Annotated in this window: 19 protein-coding genes and 1 tRNA gene; 8 read left to right on the top strand and 12 right to left on the bottom strand. The window is 72.5% G+C overall.

Translation table 11 applies throughout. The features are described from left to right. Nucleotides 1–10 precede the first annotated feature (10 nt). Nucleotides 11–1909: a M64 family metallopeptidase gene (locus tag OG580_RS30120; RefSeq protein ID WP_267046790.1), complete on the top strand. Its 1899-nt coding sequence runs from the start codon at nt 11–13 to the stop codon at nt 1907–1909. A gap of 94 nt (nt 1910–2003) precedes the next feature. Here OG580_RS30120 and OG580_RS30115 read toward each other — a convergent pair whose 3' ends face one another. From OG580_RS30115 to OG580_RS30105, 3 genes are all read right to left on the bottom strand, one after another. Further along, nucleotides 2004–2810 carry an SAM-dependent methyltransferase gene (locus OG580_RS30115; protein WP_267046789.1) on the bottom strand — a complete coding sequence of 269 codons (807 nt, stop codon included), beginning with the start codon at nt 2808–2810 and terminating at the stop codon, nt 2004–2006. A 73-nt stretch (nt 2811–2883) separates the two neighbouring features. Further along, nucleotides 2884–3120 carry a DUF397 domain-containing protein gene (locus OG580_RS30110; protein ID WP_055640502.1) on the bottom strand — a complete coding sequence of 79 codons (237 nt, stop codon included), beginning with the start codon at nt 3118–3120 and terminating at the stop codon, nt 2884–2886. Continuing rightward, nucleotides 3121–3996, bottom strand: a complete 876-nt coding sequence (locus OG580_RS30105) for a helix-turn-helix transcriptional regulator (RefSeq protein ID WP_267046788.1) — start codon at nt 3994–3996, stop codon at nt 3121–3123. 247 nt (nt 3997–4243) lie between these two features. Between OG580_RS30105 and OG580_RS30100 the strand changes: the two genes are divergently transcribed. The 3 genes from OG580_RS30100 to OG580_RS30090 are packed head-to-tail and all read left to right on the top strand — an operon-like array spanning nt 4244 to nt 5997. Next, complete coding sequence (locus tag OG580_RS30100; RefSeq protein ID WP_267046787.1) at nt 4244–4702, top strand: ATP-binding protein; 459 nt, start codon at nt 4244–4246, stop codon at nt 4700–4702. A gap of 5 nt (nt 4703–4707) precedes the next feature. Further along, a complete protein-coding gene (locus OG580_RS30095) occupies nt 4708–5244 on the top strand; it encodes a hypothetical protein (RefSeq protein ID WP_267048184.1) in 537 nt (178 codons plus the stop codon). A gap of 33 nt (nt 5245–5277) precedes the next feature. Next, nucleotides 5278–5997, top strand: coding sequence for a class I SAM-dependent methyltransferase (locus OG580_RS30090; protein WP_267046786.1), 720 nt, complete (start codon nt 5278–5280; stop codon nt 5995–5997). 13 nt (nt 5998–6010) lie between these two features. On the opposite strand, the gene OG580_RS30085 is transcribed toward OG580_RS30090, so the two are convergent. The 6 genes from OG580_RS30085 to OG580_RS30060 all read right to left on the bottom strand — a co-directional run bounded on the left by OG580_RS30085 (nt 6011) and on the right by OG580_RS30060 (nt 10106). Then, nucleotides 6011–6742 carry a DUF4352 domain-containing protein gene (locus OG580_RS30085; protein ID WP_267046785.1) on the bottom strand — a complete coding sequence of 244 codons (732 nt, stop codon included), beginning with the start codon at nt 6740–6742 and terminating at the stop codon, nt 6011–6013. A gap of 115 nt (nt 6743–6857) precedes the next feature. Then, nucleotides 6858–7217 carry a zinc ribbon domain-containing protein YjdM gene (locus OG580_RS30080; RefSeq protein WP_267046784.1) on the bottom strand — a complete coding sequence of 120 codons (360 nt, stop codon included), beginning with the start codon at nt 7215–7217 and terminating at the stop codon, nt 6858–6860. An 80-nt stretch (nt 7218–7297) separates the two neighbouring features. After that, a tRNA-Leu gene (locus OG580_RS30075) sits at nt 7298–7385 on the bottom strand. A 288-nt stretch (nt 7386–7673) separates the two neighbouring features. Then, complete coding sequence (locus OG580_RS30070) at nt 7674–8342, bottom strand: class F sortase (RefSeq protein ID WP_267046783.1); 669 nt, start codon at nt 8340–8342, stop codon at nt 7674–7676. Nucleotides 8343–8419: 77 nt separating this feature from the next. Continuing rightward, nucleotides 8420–8938: a hypothetical protein gene (locus OG580_RS30065; protein WP_267046782.1), complete on the bottom strand. Its 519-nt coding sequence runs from the start codon at nt 8936–8938 to the stop codon at nt 8420–8422. 211 nt (nt 8939–9149) lie between these two features. Further along, a complete protein-coding gene (locus OG580_RS30060; RefSeq protein WP_267046781.1) occupies nt 9150–10106 on the bottom strand; it encodes a beta-ketoacyl-ACP synthase III in 957 nt (318 codons plus the stop codon). A gap of 235 nt (nt 10107–10341) precedes the next feature. Between OG580_RS30060 and fdhD the strand changes: the two genes are divergently transcribed. Continuing rightward, a complete protein-coding gene (gene fdhD, locus OG580_RS30055) occupies nt 10342–11169 on the top strand; it encodes a formate dehydrogenase accessory sulfurtransferase FdhD (protein ID WP_267046780.1) in 828 nt (275 codons plus the stop codon). Nucleotides 11170–11181: 12 nt separating this feature from the next. Here the strand turns inward: fdhD and OG580_RS30050 are convergent, their stop codons facing one another. Genes OG580_RS30050 through OG580_RS30040 form a run of 3 tightly spaced genes read right to left on the bottom strand, consistent with a single transcriptional unit; the run spans nt 11182 to nt 13248 of the window. Then, nucleotides 11182–11565, bottom strand: a complete 384-nt coding sequence (locus OG580_RS30050; protein WP_267046779.1) for a (2Fe-2S) ferredoxin domain-containing protein — start codon at nt 11563–11565, stop codon at nt 11182–11184. Further along, nucleotides 11562–12083, bottom strand: a complete 522-nt coding sequence (locus tag OG580_RS30045; protein WP_267046778.1) for an isochorismatase family protein — start codon at nt 12081–12083, stop codon at nt 11562–11564. The genes OG580_RS30050 and OG580_RS30045 overlap by 4 nt, the downstream gene beginning before the upstream one ends. Nucleotides 12084–12108: 25 nt before the next feature. Then, complete coding sequence (locus OG580_RS30040) at nt 12109–13248, bottom strand: bile acid:sodium symporter family protein (protein ID WP_267046777.1); 1140 nt, start codon at nt 13246–13248, stop codon at nt 12109–12111. Between the two features lie 123 nt (nt 13249–13371). Here OG580_RS30040 and OG580_RS30035 point away from each other — a divergent pair, with 123 nt between their 5' ends. The 3 genes from OG580_RS30035 (at nt 13372) to OG580_RS30025 (ending at nt 17454) form a co-directional block, all read left to right on the top strand. Further along, entirely contained in the window at nt 13372–14247 is an 876-nt protein-coding gene (locus OG580_RS30035) for a LysR substrate-binding domain-containing protein (protein WP_267046776.1), read from the top strand. A gap of 420 nt (nt 14248–14667) precedes the next feature. After that, nucleotides 14668–16497, top strand: coding sequence for a long-chain fatty acid--CoA ligase (locus OG580_RS30030; protein ID WP_267046775.1), 1830 nt, complete (start codon nt 14668–14670; stop codon nt 16495–16497). A 162-nt stretch (nt 16498–16659) separates the two neighbouring features. Further along, nucleotides 16660–17454 (top strand): aldo/keto reductase, encoded by a 795-nt coding sequence (locus OG580_RS30025; RefSeq protein ID WP_267048183.1) that lies wholly within the window; start codon nt 16660–16662, stop codon nt 17452–17454. Nucleotides 17455–17468 lie beyond the last annotated feature (14 nt).

Genomic DNA, 17468 nt, shown 5'->3' with positions numbered 1-17468 from the left:
CTCGCGCCCCATGACCTCACAGCGTCGTAAGGGAGCACGGAGAGGCCTGGCCCGCCTCGTCGCGGTCTGTCTGCTGGCCGCCGGACTCGTGGGCATGGGACCGGCGGCCGCCGGGACCCCGACGGGCACCGACGGTCCGGTGGTCGTTCCCGTCCAGACGACGGGACCGGCGGACCGGCGGTTCAACCTGGTGTTCATGGGCGACGGTTACACGGCCGCGGAGATGCCGGCCTTCCGGGCGGACCTCGAACGGCACCTGAACACGCTGTGGAGCATCGAGCCCTTCGCCTCGTACCGCTCGTACGTCAACGTATGGGCGGTGGAGGTCCCTTCGGCCGAGTCCGGCGTGGACTGCGACCCCGGCCTGACCGCCCCCGCCCGCGACACCGCGCTCGGCATGGGCTTCTGGGGCGGCTGCAACCCGAACAGCGTGCAGCGACTGCTGACCGTCGACAGCGGGAAGGCCGGCGCGCTCGCCGATCTCGTCCCGGGTACGAGCCGGGCCAACCGGCAGATCGTCGCCCTCGCCCACAGCTCCACCTACGGCGGGGCGGGCGGGAGTTACGCCACGGCCTCCGGTGGCAACGCGCTCTCGTCCCTCATCACCCCGCACGAGATAGGCCACTCGCTCGGCGGCCTCCAGGACGAGTACGACTACTACGGGCGAGGCGTCCCGGGCGGGGCCTACTCCGGACCGGAGCCGAGCTCCACGCACCACACCCTCCTGACGGAGGACCGGATGCGGGAGCAGCGGGCCAAGTGGTGGCGCTGGCTCGGCGAGGAGAGCGAGTCGGGCGGGGTCATCGGCCGCCACGAGGGCGGCCTGTACAGCACGAAGGGCGTGTGGCGCCCGAGCCGCCACTCCCTGATGAAGACCCTCGGCTACGCCTTCGACCAGGTGGAGCGCGAGGTGATGGTCCGGGCGATCTCCGCGAAGGTGAACCTGGTCCAGGACCACACGCCGAACGGCGCGCCGATCGGGGCGGACCGGATCGTGTGGGTGGACACGCTGCACCCCGTCGGCGGTGCGCTCGCCGTGACCTGGCGACTGGACGGGCGGACCCTGACCACCCGCGGCGCGCGCTCGGTCGACCCGCGGAACCTGGACCTCTCCCCCGGCACGCACACGCTCACGGCCACGGTCACCGATCCGACGCCCTTCGTGCGCGACCCGGCGGTCCGCGCCTCGACGGCGCTCACCCGCACGGTCGCGTGGACGGTGGACACCGCGCTCGCCACCCGGGAGGAAGCGGTGGAGCCCGCGTTCACCGGGCACACCCCGGTCGGGGACCCGGTCGGCGCCCGGAGCGTCGTCCACGCGGACACCACCCACCCGACGGACCGGACGCCCGCCGTGCACTGGCGCCTCGACGGACGCCCCGTCCACCCGTCCGGCCGCAACGACCGTGACCTGGACCTGGGTTCGCTCGACCTGACGCCGGGGACGCACACCCTGACGGCCCGCATCCCGGGCACGGACGAGGAGTTGAGCTGGACGGTGGACGCGCGTCCGGCCACGTCCTCGTACGACCTGTCCGATCCGCTGCGCACGGTGCGGCGCCCCGGTCTCCCCGTCGAATACGTCTACGACGGGCCGTTCACGATGCGGCTGACCGCGCGGGACGACCAACAGGGTGCCGTCGTCAGCCAGTTCCGGGTGAACGGCGACGGCTGGTACACGTACTACGGCTGGCCGACGGACGCGGACGCGCCGTTCCGCTTCTCGCCGAGCGGCACCGTGATCGACGACCTCGTGTACGGGAAGCTGGGCAGGAGCCGGGCGGTGCCGTGGGACGACGCCACTCCGGACTACGGCACGCACACGGTCGAGTACCGCACGATCGACGCCGCCGGCAACGTGAGCGCGGCGCGGAGCTTCCGGGTGACGCTGGTCGAACCGGGGCGGTAGACGGGGCAGTGGAGCGGGGCGGCCGTGCCCCCTCGTACGGCGAAGGCCCGCGGACCGGAGGGTCCGCGGGCCTTCTCGCGCTTCTCGTGACGGGTCAGGGCTTGCGGGCCACGGCGGCCCACCCCGGAATGGGGTCGTCGCCCTGGACCGGGACGGGCTCGCCCAGCTCCGGGTGCCACTCGGCGGTGAGCGAGACGCCCGGCTCGACGAACTCCAGGCCCTCGAAGAACGCGGCCAGCTCGTCGCGCGAGCGCGGCCGCAGGGTCAGCCCGCGGGCCTTGTACATGGCACTCGCCTTCGCCGCGCCCTCGGGGTCGAAGTCCCCGGTGACATGGGAAAGGACGAGATAGCTGCCCGGTGCGAGCTGCTCGACGAGCTTGCCGACCAGCTCGTAGGCGCCGTCCTCGTCCCCGACGAAGTGCAGCAGGGCGAGCATCGACAGCGCGATGGGCTTGTCGAAGTCAAGGACCTTCCCGGCCCTTTCGAGGATGGTCTCGGGGTCGCGGGCGTCCGCCTGGATGTACTCGGTGGCCCCTTCCGGGGTCGAGCGCAGCAGGGCGGCCGCGTGCGCGAGCACGATCGGGTCGTAGTCGCAGTAGACGATGCGGGACTCCGGCGCGGCCCCCTGCGCGATCTGGTGCAGGTTGGGCTCGGTCGGGATGCCCGTACCGACGTCCAGGTACTGGCGGACGCCGCGGGCGCTGAGCCAGCGGATGGCGCGGTGCATGAAGGCCCGGTTGACGCGGGCCATGTCCCGGCCCCGGGCGTCGACGGTGAGCAGCTGCTTCGCCATCTCCTCGTCGACCGGGTAGTTGTCCTTGCCGCCCAGGAACCAGTCGTACATGCGCGCGGGATGCGGCTTGCTGGTGTCGATCCGTACGGATGCGGGGTCCTGGGTCATCGGCTCTCCTGGTCGGAACGAACGGGTGGCGCTACAGCAAGAGTTACGCGACGGTACGGGCCGGGCGGAAGGGTCAGGTGAGCAGAAAGTCAGCCTGACCGGATTTGGCCCCCTGGATGAAAGCGGCGATCTCCCCGTGGGTGTAGATGAGCGCGGGTCCTTCAGGGTCTGCGGACTGTCGCACGGCGACTCTGCCGTCGGCCAGCTTCATGGCCTCCACGCAGTTGCCCCCGTTCCCGCCGCTCCAGGGCTTGTGCCAACCGTCGGCACCGAGCTCAGCGGCGGGCATGCCGTTGTATATGCGATCCATTCACAGCTCCTTGCGGAGATCCCGGAGGATCTCCTTCGTGCGTTGTGCAGTCGCGGCCTGAGCCGCCATGCGGTCCATGACCTCCAGGTGGGATGCCACCTCGGGGCGCGCGTCGAGATAGACGGCGCCGGTCAGGTACTCGCTGTAGACCATGTCCGGGAGTTCGGGCATGGCGAAGCGGAAGAGGACGAACGGTCCGTAGGTGCCGGGGTGGTGGCCGGACGCGAACTCCGCGATCTGCAGGGTGACGTTCGGCAGCTCGGACGCTTCGAGCAGCCGGTCGAGCTGGTCGCGCATCACTTCGGGCCCGTCACCGACCGGTCGGCGGAACACCGTCTCGTCCATGATCACCCAGAACTTCGGGGCGTCCTCCCTGGTCAGCAGGGACTGGCGCTCCATCCGTAGGGCTACATGCCGCTCGGCGTCCTCGTCCTTGCCGGCATCGCTGCCGCCACCGACCGCCCCGCTGCGCAGAATGGCTCGGGCGTAGGCCTCGGTCTGCAGGAGACCGGGGATGAACTGGGGTTCGTACGCCCGGATCAGACCGGCGGCCCCCTCCAGGCTCACGTACATGGAGAACCAGCCCGGCAGTACGTCGTGGAACCGCTGCCACCAGCCCGGGAGGTTGGCCTCCTCCGTGAGGGCGACGAACGCCTCCGCCTCGGAGTCCGGGATCCCGTACTCCTTGAGCAGGAGTTGGACGTACGGGACCTTCAGCGCGACCTCGGCCGTCTCCATGCGCCGGACGGTGGCCGGGGCCACCCGGAGGACCTTGGCGGCCTCTTCCCTCTTCAGGCCGGCACGCTCGCGCAGATCCTGCAGGCGCCTGCCGAGAACGACCTGTCCCACCGTGGGGGCGGACCGTGGCTCGCTCACTCTCAGACCTCCCCGACGCACTGTTTCGATGAGTGTGCCACGAAGGCGGGTCAGAGAGAACACGGCACTCTGCAATTTTCAGAGTGCCACTTGCCAAGTGTCCGAGTCAGGAGGACAGTGTTCCGGTGAACCAGTACACGCTGCCGTCGTGCGCCCTCGGGCCACGTGAGCAGCGCCGTACGGCAGTCCTGCCCACTGTTGTGAGGAACCGGTCGTGGCTTCTGGTAACGCGCAGCCTTCAGGTCTCATGAGCCCTCGAGTCATGGCCCAGCGCCCGCAGCCCCAGACCGATACCCCTACCGACACCGTCCGTCGCTTCGCCTTCGAGCTCCCGGCCCTGACCGCCTCGGTGGCGCGCGCCCGTCGGCTCGCGGAGGAGCGGCTCATCATCTGGGGCTGCGGCCCCGAGATACGCGACACGGTCGCCCTGGTCGTCTCCGAACTCGTCACCAACGCCGTGGTGCACACCGCGAGCGACCGCGTGCTCTGCGAACTCCGCGAGGGCGAGGACACGATGCGCATAGCGGTACGGGACGAGGGCGGCCCGGCGGGACCGCGGATGCGTGACTGCGGCGAGGAGGAACGCGGCCGCGGACTCCTCATAGTCGACGCGCTGTGCAGCGCCTGGGGCGCCGACCGCACCGGGCACGGCACGGCGCAGATCGTCTGGGCGGAGCTGGCCCACGGTATGGGGGAACCGTGCTGAGGTCGATGGCCACCCTGCTGATCCCCCGGTCGGCCCGCAAGGCGCCGGAGAACCCCACCGTCCCGAGGCAGCGCGGCGCCTCCGACCTCCGGGGCCCCCAGGCGAAGGCACCCCACTCCAGGACGATCGGCTCGACCTCACCCGGCTCCGGCACCCTCGACGCCGCGGAACTCGGCGCGACCCGGCTGGCCGTCCCCGTGGGCCTGCGCGCGGGCCTCGGCTTCGACGCCGTCGGCGTCCCCGCCCGCTTCGGCTTCAAGATCCTCTCCCGCCTCCCCGCCAAGGGCTGCGTCTACGCCGACACCGACTGGTGGTGGTGGCTGGTCCCGGCCGGCTCCGACCTGGACCTCACCTGGCCGCTGCCCGCGTGCTACGCCACCGGTGCCGAGGTCCCGGACCGCGGCCCGCGCCTCGTCCACCACCCCGACGGCACCTCCCCGTACACCCCGCCGATCCCCCTCTACCTGCTGGTCTGCCAGCTGACGGGAATCGCCCCGGCCTGGTCCACGCCCCCGGCGCCCCCCGTGCGCAGCGCGCTCTGACGCGGAGGGCCGTGACCGCATAGGCTCGGGACCATGTTCACCCCGCAGGGTCCCAGCCTCCGCGAGCTGACCGTCCAGGCCCTCTCCTCGGTGGAGCACGGCTACGACCTCCTCGCGGAGAAGTTCGACGCGACCCCCTTCCGCACCTCCGACCGTCTCCTCACCGCGGTGGCCGACACCCTGGAGGAGCTCGGCCCCTTCGACTCGGGTCTCGACGTCTGCTGCGGCACCGGCGCCGGGCTCGGCGTCCTCCGCTCCGTCTGCGCGGGCCGCGTCACGGGCGTCGACTTCAGTACGGGCATGCTGACCCGGGCCCGCGACACCCACCCCACGGCGACCCTGGTCCGCGCCGACGCCCTGGCCCTGCCGTTCGCCCCGGTCTTCGACCTGGCCGTCAGCTTCGGCGCCTTCGGCCACTTCGTCCCGGACGCCCAGCGCGCCCTCTTCGCCCAGGTCCACGCCTCGCTCCGCCCCGGCGGCACCTTCGCCTTCCCGCTCCCGGCCCCGCCCCGGGTCGGCTCGCGCCTCTACTGGACGCTGTGGGGCTTCGACGCCGCGATGCGCGTCCGGAACGCGCTCTGGAGCCCGCGGTTCGTCATGTACTACCGGACCTTCCGCCTCGCGGACGTCCGCACCCGCCTGGAGGACACGGGCTTCGACGTGTCGCTGACCCCCGTCGAGTCCCTCGGCCGCCTCGACGACGGCAGCCCCCGCTGCCGCCTGGTGGTGGCCCGGAAACGTCCGGTGAGCTGACCCGGCGCCCCGGTCAGGGGAGCTTGCCGAACCAGAAGGCGGAGGGCCGGTCGAAGCCGACCCGCACCTCGACGTCGAGGACGGCGGCCTTCCCGGCCGGCAGATCGAACCCGTAGGCCGCCACGGCCTTCCGTCCGGGCAGCAGGGCCCCCGACAGCCCGGACATCACGTCGGACTCCGGGTCGAAGACCCGCTTCGCCTCCCGCCCGTCGCCGTCCCTGGCCGAGACCTGCACCGTCACGAGTTCGATCCGCGCGTCGGTCCCGTTGCGCACGGCGACCTCCACGATGACCGCCGTCGCCCCCGCCTTGTGACCGGCGGAGACTTCGGACGGCGTGAACCGGACGGGCGCGGAGACGCTGACCTCGACACCGTCCCCGTACCGCTGCGTCTCCCCGAAGGCGTGCACTCCGGCGGAGGCGTCGGGGACGGGCGCGGTCGTGCCGGGACTCCGCCCGGAGGGGGTGGGGGTGGCCGCCTGGGGTACGGCAGGTCCTGGCGATTCGGTGGCGTCTCCCCCGCCCCGCGCTCGGCTTTCGAAGGCGCCCGTCCCGGCGAGGACGCCGAGGACGCCGAGGACGAGCACGATCCCGCCGACGAGGGCGAGGAGCAGCGTCCGGTGCCCCGAGCGCGGGGGCGGTGGGGGGTCCGGCGGGGTCGCCGCGTTCAGGGGCCCGGAGGGCGGACCCGCCGGCGGTTCGCCGCCACCCTGGGAGTGCCGTCCGGGAGTGCTTCCGTCCACCATGGGGTGCCTCCGCCGCTCGACCCGCGACGCGCGATCACACCAGCCTAGAACGGGTGGAGACGCCCCGCTCGGCGAGCCGTCACTCCGTGCCGCGGTGGCGTCACGGCACCTCGCCTCAGGCCTTCTTGACCACGCTGGACTTGAGCTGCATGGCGCCGAAGCCGTCGATGCGGCAGTCGATGTCGTGGCCGTCGACGCCGTCGACCAGGCGGATGTTGCGCACCTTGGTGCCGGCCTTGATGCCCGACGGGTTGCCCTTGACCTTGAGGGCCTTCACCACGGTGACGGTGTCACCGTCGTTCAGCACATTGCCCACGGCGTCCTTGATGACACGCTCACCGGCGGTTTCCGTGGCGCTCGCACCGTCGGCGGCCGGAACCCACTCGTGGCCGCACTCCGGGCACACCACCAGATTGTTCATCTCGTAGGTGTACTCGCTGGAGCACTGGGGACAGGGGGGAATGTTCTCGCTCACTCCCTCAGGATAGGCGCAGCCCGCCTCACCTGGGAAAACGAGAAGTGCCGGTCGATTCGAGATCGACCGGCACTTCTTCTTGGTGTCCGAGGGGGGACTTGAACCCCCACGCCCGATAAAGGGCACTAGCACCTCAAGCTAGCGCGTCTGCCATTCCGCCACCCGGACAAGGTGTCTGTCGCTTCGGGGTTTCCCTCGCGGCGACAGAGATAACTCTACCAGGGGTTCGAGGCGCCCCTCACCAGCGTTTTCCGTGGTCAGTGGGGTGGGCGGCCCGATTTTCCTTGATCCAGTCGAATTGTCCGAACCCCTTGGGGATCCGTCCCCCTCCGCGCACGTTTCGCCACGACGGCGCGGAGGGGTGAGACGGAAGCGCGACGCCCCCCGACGCCGGCTCCGTGACAGTCACCTTGACGACCATGACGCGGTCCAGGCCAATGCGTACCGGGGAGTCCGTCAGGTCGGCGCGGGAGCTCGGCGGACCTCGACGAGGCGGGCCGAGACCACCACGTTGCCCTCGTATCCGGTCTCCCGTGTGAAGGCCCCGCCGCAGGTGATGAGCCGCAGCTCGGGGCGGCCGGAGTCGCCGTAGACCCGCTCGGCGGGGAAGCCCTCCTTGGGGACGACCTCGATCCCGTACACGGAGAAGACGGCGGTCCGGCCGTCGCGGCGGTCGATCTCGACGCGCTGGCCCTTGCCGAGGGCCCCGAGGTCGTAGAAGACGGCCCGGCCGCTCGGGGTGTCGACATGGCCGACGACGACGGCGGTGCCCCGCTCGCCGGGGGTGACCGCGCCGGTGAACCAGCCCGTGAGGTGGTCGTCCTCGGGCGGCGGCGCCTCGATCCAGCCGTCCGCGTCGAGGCCGACGTCCGTGACGGGCGCGTCGACACGGACGGCCGGGACCCGCACCCGGACGGGCAGCGAGGCGGGCAGCGGATCGGGTACGGAGGCGGGGGCGGGCCCCGCGTCGGCTGCCCGGGGCCCGGCGGGGGCGGCCGCGGCGAGGGGCTGCGGGGGCCCTTCGGCGCGGAGCTCCGCCACGCCGCCGCGCACGAGGTGCACTCCGACCAGGAGGAGGATGGCGATGACGCCCCAGGCGCCACGGGTCCCGGCTCCGTGCGTCATGGGCCCCTCCGTCTCCGCCCCGCGTGGTTGGTGCCCCTCCGTCCCGGACCTCGTCATACCGGGGCGGAGGGGCGGTCTCAGGCGCCGGCGGTGCCGCGGCGGCGGATCAGGACGACGGCGGCACCCAGTGCCCCGGCGATCAGGAGGGCACCGGTGACCAGTTCGGCGGTGCCGAGGCCCCCGTCGACGGCACCGGCCTCCGAGCCGAAGCCGGCCTTCACGCCCTTGTGGGCGCCCGTGGGCGCGACGACGGTGAGGGCCGTGGTGCCGCGCTCGCCCTTGCAGTCGAAGGTGATCTCGTAGCGGGCGCCGGCCTTGGCCGCGAGGTCGACGGTGGCGGTGCCCGAGCGGCCCTCGCTCAGGGTGACCGTGTCGAAGACGCCCGACGTCACGGTCACGGACGGGACCTCGCAGCCGTCGGAGGTGAGGGTGACGGTGCCGCCCGGGACGACTGTCACGGGCGTGACGGAGAAGCCGAACGACGTGATGTTCTGTTCGTTCCCGTCGTTCCCGGCGGCCAGGGCGGTGGGCACGACGGCGAGCCCCAGGGCCGCGGAGGCGAGCAGGGCGGCGGAAGCGGCACGTATCGCGCGCATGGCGGTCCTCCGGATCAGGCGAGAGGGCGGAGGCGGAACGTTTCCGCACCCGGTGCTGGATCGACCCTCACCCCGATCGAAGCTAGGTCCGCCCCCGGCGCGCCGCCACCGGGCTCCGCCGAACGGGGCACGGCCGACCCCGTCGCCCACGCCCCGGCCTCGTCCGGGCCGTTCACGCCCGGGCCTCCGTTCGCGCTGCCGTGCGCGCCGGTCAGGGAACCCGGATGACCTGACCCGCGTACGAGAGGTTGCCGCCGAAGCCGAAGAGCAGGACCGGGGCGCCGGAGGGCAGCTCGCCCTGCTCGACGAGCTTGGCCAGGGCCAGCGGGATCGAGGCGGCGGAGGTGTTGCCGGAGTTCACGACGTCACGGGCGACGATCGCGTTGACGGCGCCGATCTTCGCGGCGAGCGGTTCGATGATCCGCAGGTTGGCCTGGTGCAGCACCACGCCCGCGAGCTCCTCGGGCGCGATGCCCGACCGCTCGCAGGCCTTGCGGGCGAGCGCCGGCAGCTGCTGCGTGGCCCAGCGGTAGACGGTCTGGCCCTCCTGGGCGAAGCGCGGCGGGGTGCCCTCGATACGGACGGCGTTGCCCATCTCCGGGACGGATCCCCAGAGGACCGGGCCGATGCCGGGCGCGTCCCCCGCTTCCTCGTCCTCCACGGCCTCGACGATCGCGGCGCCCGCGCCGTCGCCGACGAGGACGCACGTGGTGCGGTCCGTCCAGTCGCACACCTCGGTCATCTTGTCGGCGCCGATCACCAGGACCCGGCGCGCGCCCCCCGCCCGTACGGCGTGGTCGGCGGTGGCCAGGGCGTGCGTGAAGCCCGCGCAGACCACGTTCAGGTCCATGGTGGCGGGCGAGGTCATGCCGAGGCGGGCGGCGACGCGGGCCGCCGTGTTCGGCGAGCGGTCGATCGCCGTGGAGGTGGCGACGAGGACCAGGTCGATGTCGTCCGGGGTGAGTCCGGCGGACGCCAGGGCCTTGCCCGCGGCGTGCGCGGCGAGCTCGTCGACGGGCTCGTCCGGCCCGGCGACGTGCCGGGTGCGGATGCCGACCCGGCTGGTGATCCAGGCATCGTCGGTGTCGACCAGTTTCGCGAGGTCGTGGTTGGTGAGCACCTTGGCGGGCTGGTAGTGCCCGAGCGCTGCAATGCGAGTGCCCGTCATACCGGGACCCCCTCGGTGGTTCGTTCATCCGGCAGGACCCCCCAGTCTTGCCAGCGACTCACCGGTAACAGGACACGTAAACCACCAACATTCGCTCGTAGTGCTTGGCCGACCATGACAAGGCCCGTGGTGGAGCACGGGCCCCTGTGGCGGAGAATGACCCTCGTCAGGGCCGGTTGCGCCGCGATTTCGCGGCCCCACGGCCTTCCGCGCGAGAGAATCGGGTGCGATCACGATGGGACGGGTCACCGAGCGGCGGCGTGTCATGCGGATCCGCGGCGAGGCGGTGAACACGCGGCCCGACACCCTGGTGGCCGAGGAGCCGCTGGAGATCCGGCTGAACGGCCGGCCGATCGCGATCACCATGCGCACGCCGGGCGACGACTTCGCGCTCGCGGCGGGCTTCCTCGTCAGCGAGGGCGTCCTCGCCGCCGCGTCGGACGTACGGAACATCGTGTACTGCGCCGGGGCGACGGACGACGGCCGCAACACGTACAACGTGGTGGACGTCCAGCTGGCGCCGGGCGTGGTCGTCCCCGACATCAGTCTGGAGCGGAACGTCTACACGACGTCCTCGTGCGGGCTGTGCGGGAAGGCCAGCCTGGACGCGGTGCGCACCACGGCGCGCTTCCCGATCGCCGACACTCCCCCCGTACGGCTCACTCCCGCGCTGCTGTCCGTGCTGCCCGACCGGCTGCGGGCGGCGCAGCGGGTCTTCGACTCGACCGGCGGGCTGCACGCGGCGGCGCTGTTCACGGAGGACGGCGAGCTGCTCGACGTACGGGAGGACGTGGGCCGCCACAACGCCGTGGACAAGCTGGTGGGGCGGGCGCTGCGGGAAGGGCTGCTGCCCTTGGAGCGAGTGGTGCTGCTGGTGTCGGGTCGGGCCTCGTTCGAGCTGGCGCAGAAGGCGGTGATGGCGGGGATCCCGGTGCTCGCGGCGGTGTCCGCGCCGTCCTCGCTCGCCGTGGACCTGGCGGCCGAGACGGGTCTGACGCTGGTCGGCTTCCTGCGCGGGCCGGACATGAACGTGTACGCCGGCGAGCACCGGATCGTCCTGTAGGGACGGCGGCGGTCAGTTCTTCGGCGGGTCGATCATCTGGAGGGTGAGGGTCGCCGGGGGCTTCGCGATGCCGGGGCCGCCGGCCGCCGTCCAGGCGAGGATGTCGTCGAGGCAGTCCTCGTCCAGGGTGAAGCCGATCCAGGCGGCCCGGCCGCCGCGGCGGCGGCCCTCGGTGGAGGGCTGGACGACGACGATGTTGGCCTGGGCGCAGGGGCCGAGGCAGTCGCTCGTACGGACGGCCAGTCGACCGCCGGAGGCGGCGGCGGCCTCGCGGAGCCGGGCGAGCTGGCCGGCGTGGTCGGTGCCGGGGTTCTTGCGGGCGTCGCCGCAGCAGCAGCCCCGGCAGACGACGAGGGAGCAGGGGCGAGCCCCGTACCGTATCGGGACGGGTGTCACCGGCGGCCTTCCAGGGTGATCCCGGAGGCGGCGGCGACCGTGCCGAGGCGGGGGAAGTCCAGGTCGACGGAGGCCCGGTGCTCGTCCGCGGTGAGCGCGGTCATGGCGTCCTCGGCGAAGACGAGGTCGTAGCCGAGGTCGCAGGCGGCGCGGGCGGTGGACTCGACGCCGAGGTTGGTGGCGATGCCGCCGAGGACGAGGGTCGTGACGCCGAGGCCGGTGAGCAGCTCGTGGAGTCCGGTGTCGTGGAACCCGCCGATGGTGCGCTTGACGACGACGGGGTCGCCTGCCTCGACGAGGTCGGGGACGAGTTCGCTGCCGGCCGGCTGGGCAGCGACGTTCGGCCGCTCGACACGGATGTGGACGACGGGTGCTCCGGCGTCCCGGAAGGTGTCGGCGAGCCGGGCGGCGGCGGCGAGGACGTCGGTGCCGGGGCGGGGGGCGAGGGGCAGCGCGACGATGCGCTCCATCAGGTCGACGAGGACGAGCGCGGTGCGGCCGGGATCGAGTGAGGGCATGGGAGCACCGTAGCGGCCCGGATGATCATCGCGGGGCGGGTGGGGGTGTGATCCGGCCGACGGGGGCGGGGGCGGCGTGGGAGACGGCGTCCGAGGACGGGGCCGACGCCGGGGAGGGGGCCGGGAGCGGGGTCTGCGATGTCTCCTGGGCCGGGGCCCGCAGTGCCTCCGGGTCCCTGGAGCGGCGCTTCGCGATGACCGCGCAGACCATCAGCTGCATCTGGTGGAAGAGCATCAGCGGGAGTACGGCGAGCGAGGCGTGCGCGCCGAAGAGGACGCTGGCCATCGGCAGTCCGGCCGCCAGGCTCTTCTTCGAGCCGGCGAACTGGACGGCGACGCGGTCGGCCCGGTCGAAGCCGAGCCGCTTTCCCCCGTACCAGGTCAGCGCCAGCATCACGGCGAGCAGGACGGCCTCGACGGCGAGGAGCAGCCCGAGCCGGCCCGGGGTCACCAGGTGCCAGATGCCGGCGACCATGCCCTGGCTGAAAGCGGTGTAGACGACGAGCAGGATGGAGCCCCGGTCGACGTACCCGAGCACCTTCTTGTGGCGGACGAGGAAGCCGCCCACCCAGCGGCGCAGGAACTGGCCGGCCAGGAAGGGCACGAGGAGCTGGAGCACGATCTTCAGGATGCCGTCGGCGGAGAGGCCGACGGTGGTGCCGCCGAGGAGCAGGGCCGCGAGGAGCGGGGTCAGCACGATGCCCGCCAGCGAGGAGAAGGAGCCGGCGCAGATCGCGGCGGGCACGTTTCCCCGGGCGATCGAGGTGAAGGCGATGGAGGACTGGATGGTGGAGGGCACCAGGCAGAGGAAGAGCAGCCCGCTGTAGAGCTGCGGGGTCAGCACGGTGGGCACGAGGCCCCGCGCGGCGAGCCCGAGGAGCGGGAAGAGGAGGAAGGTGCAGCCGAGGACGGTGAGGTGGAGCCGCCAGTGCCGGAGGCCGTCGAGTGCCTCGCGGGTGGAGAGCCGGGCTCCGTAGAGGAAGAAGAGCAGCGCCACCGCCCCGGTCGACGCACCCTCCGCGAGGGTGGCGGCGGCCCCGGAGGCGGGCAGGAGCGCCGCGAGCCCGACCGTGCCAAGCAGCGCCAGGACGAACCCGTCGACGGGGAACCAGGACGGCGGGCTGGGGACGCGGCGGGGGATGGCGCGAGCGGTGCGGGGGGTCATGGGCTTCAGCTCTGTGGAGTGCGGGGTGCGCTTCCATCCTGGTCCAGGGAGCGGTGATCGGGAATCCCGTACAGCACTCTGACTGTCATCGCGATCCGTGATGACAGGGCTTACCGTCGTCCTGTGTACGAACCCACGCAGTTGCGCACCTTCCTCGCCGTGGCCCAGACGCTCAGCTTCACGCAGGCCGCGCGTCGGCTCGGGGTGCGGCAGTCGACGGTCAGCCAGCACGTCCGGCGGCTCGAGGAGGCGACGGGGCGGCCGCTCTTCTCGCGCGACACGCACAGCGTGGAGCTGACCGAGGACGGCGAGGCGATGCTCGGTTTCGCGCGCGCGATCCTGCAGGCGCACGAGCGTGCGGCGGCCTGGTTCGGCGGGACGCGGCTGCGGGGGCGGCTGCGTTTCGGAGCGTCGGAGGACTTCGTGACGACCCGGCTGCCGGAGATCCTGGAGTCCTTCCGGCGCGAGCATCCCGAGGTCGACCTGGAGCTGACGGTCGAGCTGTCGGGGACCCTCCAGGACCGGCTCGCGGCCGGCCGGCTCGATCTGATCCTGGCGAAGCGGCGCGGCGAGGAGGGAGAGCAGAGCGAGGGGCGGCTCGTCTGGCAGGACTCCCTGATCTGGATCGGGGCGCCGGGGCTGCGGATCGAACCGGACCGGCCGGTGCCGCTCATCCTGTTCCCGCCGCCGGGCATCACGCGGGCGCGCGCGTTGGAGGCGTTGCAGGCGCAGGGCCGGGCCTGGCGGATCGCGTGTACGAGTTCCAGCCTGAGCGCGAACGTCGCGGCGGCCCGGGCCGGGCTCGGCGTGATGGCCCACACCCGGGGCCTGGTGCCGGAGGGGCTCGCCCCGGTGCCGGCCCGCGCGGGGCTCCCGGAGCTGGGCGAGGTCGGCTTCGTCCTGCTGCGGGGGCGGCGGGGCGGGGCGACACAGGAGGCGGCGGACGCGCTGGCGGAGGCGATCCTGGCGGGCGGCGACCGCCTGCACCGACCACGCTGAGCCGTCTGCACCGGCCGCGCTGAGCCGCCCGAACCGCCCGCGCCGGACCACCGCACTCGCCCGCGCTGAACCACTGCACCCTGCCGCGCCGGACCACCGCCCCCGCCCGCGCCGGGGCGCCCCGAACCGCCCGCGAGGACCGGCCACACCGTCTCCGTGCCGCCCTCCCGTGCGCAGGGGGTACAGATTCCGTGGAGATTCACGCCGGACGGACGTACCGAGCGGTCTGCAACGGGCCCGCCGCACCCGCGACTTGCCCCTCTTACCCGTCCTGACCTGGAGGAACGCGGAATGTCCCGGCTTGGTGAAGGCCCTCCCGCCGGGCAGGCCCGTGGGGTACCGTCACCCGCGCCGTACGGAGCGCGACAGCGGTCCCTTTCAGCCATCGAGCCGACGAGCCGACGAGGGAGGAGCAGGCAAGTGCGCGAGTTCACCGTGCCGCCCGTCGCGGCGGCGCCTCAGGTCGGCGGTCTGGCGGACGCCGTCTTCGATCACGCCCTCGCCGACCCGGACCGGATCGCGCTCGGCCGCAAGGGCCCGGACGGCGTGTGGCGGGACGTGACGGCCGCGCGCTTCCGGGACGAGGTCCTCGGGCTCGCGAAGGGGCTGATCGCGCAGGGCGTGCGGTTCGGCGACCGGGTCGCGGTCATGTCCCGTACCCGCTACGAGTGGACGCTCTTCGACTTCGCGCTGTGGACGCTCGGCGCTCAGCCCGTGCCGATCTATCCGACGTCCTCCGCCGAGCAGGTCTTCTGGATGCTGCACGACGCCGAGGTCACGGCGTGCGTGGTGGAGCACGAGGACCACGCGATGACGATCGGTTCGGTGATCGACCGGCTCCCCCGGCTCCAGCGCCTGTGGCAGCTGGACTCGGGGGCGGGTGCCGTGGCCGAGCTGACGGCGGCGGGGACGGAGATCGACGAGGACGTCGTGCAGCGGCACCGGCGCGCGGTGACGCCCGAGTCGGTGGCCACGATCATCTACACCTCGGGGACGACGGGCCGCCCGAAGGGCTGCGTGATCACCCACGCCAACTTCATGTTCGAGTCGGACATGCTGATCGGCCGCTGGGAACCGGTCTTCCGGTCCCGGCCGGGGGACCAGGCGTCGACCCTCCTCTTCCTGCCGCTGGCGCACGTCTTCGGGCGGATGGTGGAGGTGGCGGCGATCCGGGGCGGTGTGAAGCTGGGCCACCAGCCCGTGATGGCCGCAGCCGAGCTGCTCCCGGACCTGGCGGCCTTCCGGCCGAGCTTCGTCCTCGCCGTCCCGTACGTCTTCGAGAAGGTCTTCCACGCGGCCCGGCGCAAGGCGGAGACCGAGGGGCGGGCGGCCCCCTTCGACAAGTCCGTGGAGGTGGCGGTCGCGTACGCGGAGGCGCTGGAGCAGAAGGCCTTCGGGCTCGGCCCGGGGCCGTCCGCCGCGCTGCGCGTGCAGCACCAGTTCTTCGAGAAGACGGTGTACGGGAAGGTCCGCGCCGCCCTGGGCGGGCGGATGCGGCACGCGATGTCGGGCGGTTCGGCGATGGCCCGGCGGCAGGGGCTGTTCTTCGCGGGCGCCGGGATCACGGTCTTCGAGGGGTACGGGCTGACCGAATCGTCCGCCGCCGCCACGGCGAACCCGCCCGAGCGGACCCGGTACGGCACGGTCGGCCAGCCGGTCCCCGGGACGACGGTGCACATCGCGGAGGACGGTGAGGTGTGGCTGCACGGCGGGCAGGTCTTCTCCGGTTACCTCAACGATCCGCGGGCGACCTCCGCCGTCCTCAACGACGGCTGGCTGGCCACCGGCGACCTGGGCTCGCTCGACGACGACGGCTATCTGACGATCACCGGGCGGAAGAAGGAGATCCTGGTGACCTCGGGCGGCAAGAGCGTCGCACCGACGGGTCTCGAGGAGCGGGTGCGGGCGCACCCGCTGATCGCCCAGTGCATCGTCGTCGGCAACGACAGGCCGTACATCGCCGCGCTGGTGACGATCGACCAGGAGGCGGTGGAGCACTGGCTCGCGATGCAGGGGCGGGCGCCGCTCTCGCCGGCCGAGCTGGTGCGCGACCCGTCGCTGGAGACGGAGATCCGGCGGGGCGTGGTGGCGGCCAACACCTTGGTCTCGCAGGCCGAGTCGATCCGTACCTTCCGGATCCTGGCGCATCCGTTCAGCGAGGAGCACGGGCTGCTGACACCGTCGCTGAAGCTGAAGCGGAAGGCGATCGAGCGGGCGTACGCGGCGGAGGTCGAGGCGCTCTACGGGTGACGCGGGGCGGCATGGAATGCCGGAGGGCCCGTGATCGTTGAACGGGGGAAGTGCTTCGACACGATGACGAGCACGCCCCGACGACGTAAGGATCCTCTCCACGTGAGCACGGACAGCACCCCCGGCCAGGTCCCCTCGATCGCCCTGAACAACGGCGTGCGGATGCCGCAGCTCGGCTTCGGCGTGTGGCAGGTGCCGGACGAGGAGGCCGCGACGGCCGTGGCCACCGCCCTGGAGGCCGGCTACCGCTCGATCGACACCGCCGCGATCTACCAGAACGAGCGCGGCACCGGTCAGGCTGTCGCCGCCTCGGGGATCCCCCGCGAGGAGCTGTTCGTCACCACCAAGGTGTGGAACAGCGAGCAGGGGTACGACACGACGATGCGTGCCTTCGACACCTCGCTGGACAAGCTGGGCCTCGACCACGTCGACCTGTACCTGATCCACTGGCCGCTGCCGGCGAAGGACGCGTACGTCGACACGTACCGCGCCCTCGAGAAGATCCACGCCGACGGACGGGCGAGGGCGATCGGCGTCTCGAACTTCCTTCCCGAACACCTGGAGCGGCTGATCGGTGAGACGTCGGTCGTGCCGGCCGTCAACCAGATCGAGCTCCACCCGCAGCTCCAGCAGACGGCCTCGCGCGAGGCGCACGCCCGGCACGGCATCGCGACGGAGGCGTGGTCGCCGCTCGGCCAGGGCAAGGGCCTCCTGGAGGTCCCGGCGATCGTGGCGATCGCGCGGAAGCACGGGCGGACGCCCGCCCAGGTGGTGCTGCGCTGGCACCTTCAGGTGGGGAACGTCGTCATCCCGAAGTCGGTGACCCCCTCGCGCATCCGCGAGAACATCACCGTCTTCGACTTCGAGCTCGACCCGGAGGACCTGGCCGCGATCACCGCCCTCGACGAGAACCGCCGGATCGGGCCGGACCCGGCGGAGTTCCACGTCGGCGCGTAGGAAGAGTCGGGCGC

Source organism: Streptomyces sp. NBC_00094 (assembly GCF_026343125.1).
Lineage (GTDB): Bacteria > Actinomycetota > Actinomycetes > Streptomycetales > Streptomycetaceae > Streptomyces.
The sequence above is the reverse complement of the archived record's forward strand: the minus strand, read 5'-3'. Positions and strand labels throughout refer to the sequence as shown.

Coding starts and splice junctions, on each gene's coding strand:
- OG580_RS30120 (WP_267046790.1), top strand. CDS start 11: ATGACCTCACAGCGTCGTAAGGGAGCACGGAGAGGCCTGGCCCGCCTC.
- OG580_RS30115 (WP_267046789.1), bottom strand. CDS start 2,810: ATGACCCAGGACCCCGCATCCGTACGGATCGACACCAGCAAGCCGCAT.
- OG580_RS30110 (WP_055640502.1), bottom strand. CDS start 3,120: ATGGATCGCATATACAACGGCATGCCCGCCGCTGAGCTCGGTGCCGAC.
- OG580_RS30100 (WP_267046787.1), top strand. CDS start 4,244: ATGAGCCCTCGAGTCATGGCCCAGCGCCCGCAGCCCCAGACCGATACC.
- OG580_RS30095 (WP_267048184.1), top strand. CDS start 4,708: ATGGCCACCCTGCTGATCCCCCGGTCGGCCCGCAAGGCGCCGGAGAAC.
- OG580_RS30090 (WP_267046786.1), top strand. CDS start 5,278: ATGTTCACCCCGCAGGGTCCCAGCCTCCGCGAGCTGACCGTCCAGGCC.
- OG580_RS30085 (WP_267046785.1), bottom strand. CDS start 6,742: ATGGTGGACGGAAGCACTCCCGGACGGCACTCCCAGGGTGGCGGCGAA.
- OG580_RS30070 (WP_267046783.1), bottom strand. CDS start 8,342: ATGACGCACGGAGCCGGGACCCGTGGCGCCTGGGGCGTCATCGCCATC.
- OG580_RS30065 (WP_267046782.1), bottom strand. CDS start 8,938: ATGCGCGCGATACGTGCCGCTTCCGCCGCCCTGCTCGCCTCCGCGGCC.
- OG580_RS30060 (WP_267046781.1), bottom strand. CDS start 10,106: ATGACGGGCACTCGCATTGCAGCGCTCGGGCACTACCAGCCCGCCAAG.
- fdhD (WP_267046780.1), top strand. CDS start 10,342: ATGGGACGGGTCACCGAGCGGCGGCGTGTCATGCGGATCCGCGGCGAG.
- OG580_RS30045 (WP_267046778.1), bottom strand. CDS start 12,083: ATGCCCTCACTCGATCCCGGCCGCACCGCGCTCGTCCTCGTCGACCTG.
- OG580_RS30040 (WP_267046777.1), bottom strand. CDS start 13,248: ATGACCCCCCGCACCGCTCGCGCCATCCCCCGCCGCGTCCCCAGCCCG.
- OG580_RS30025 (WP_267048183.1), top strand. CDS start 16,660: ATGCCGCAGCTCGGCTTCGGCGTGTGGCAGGTGCCGGACGAGGAGGCC.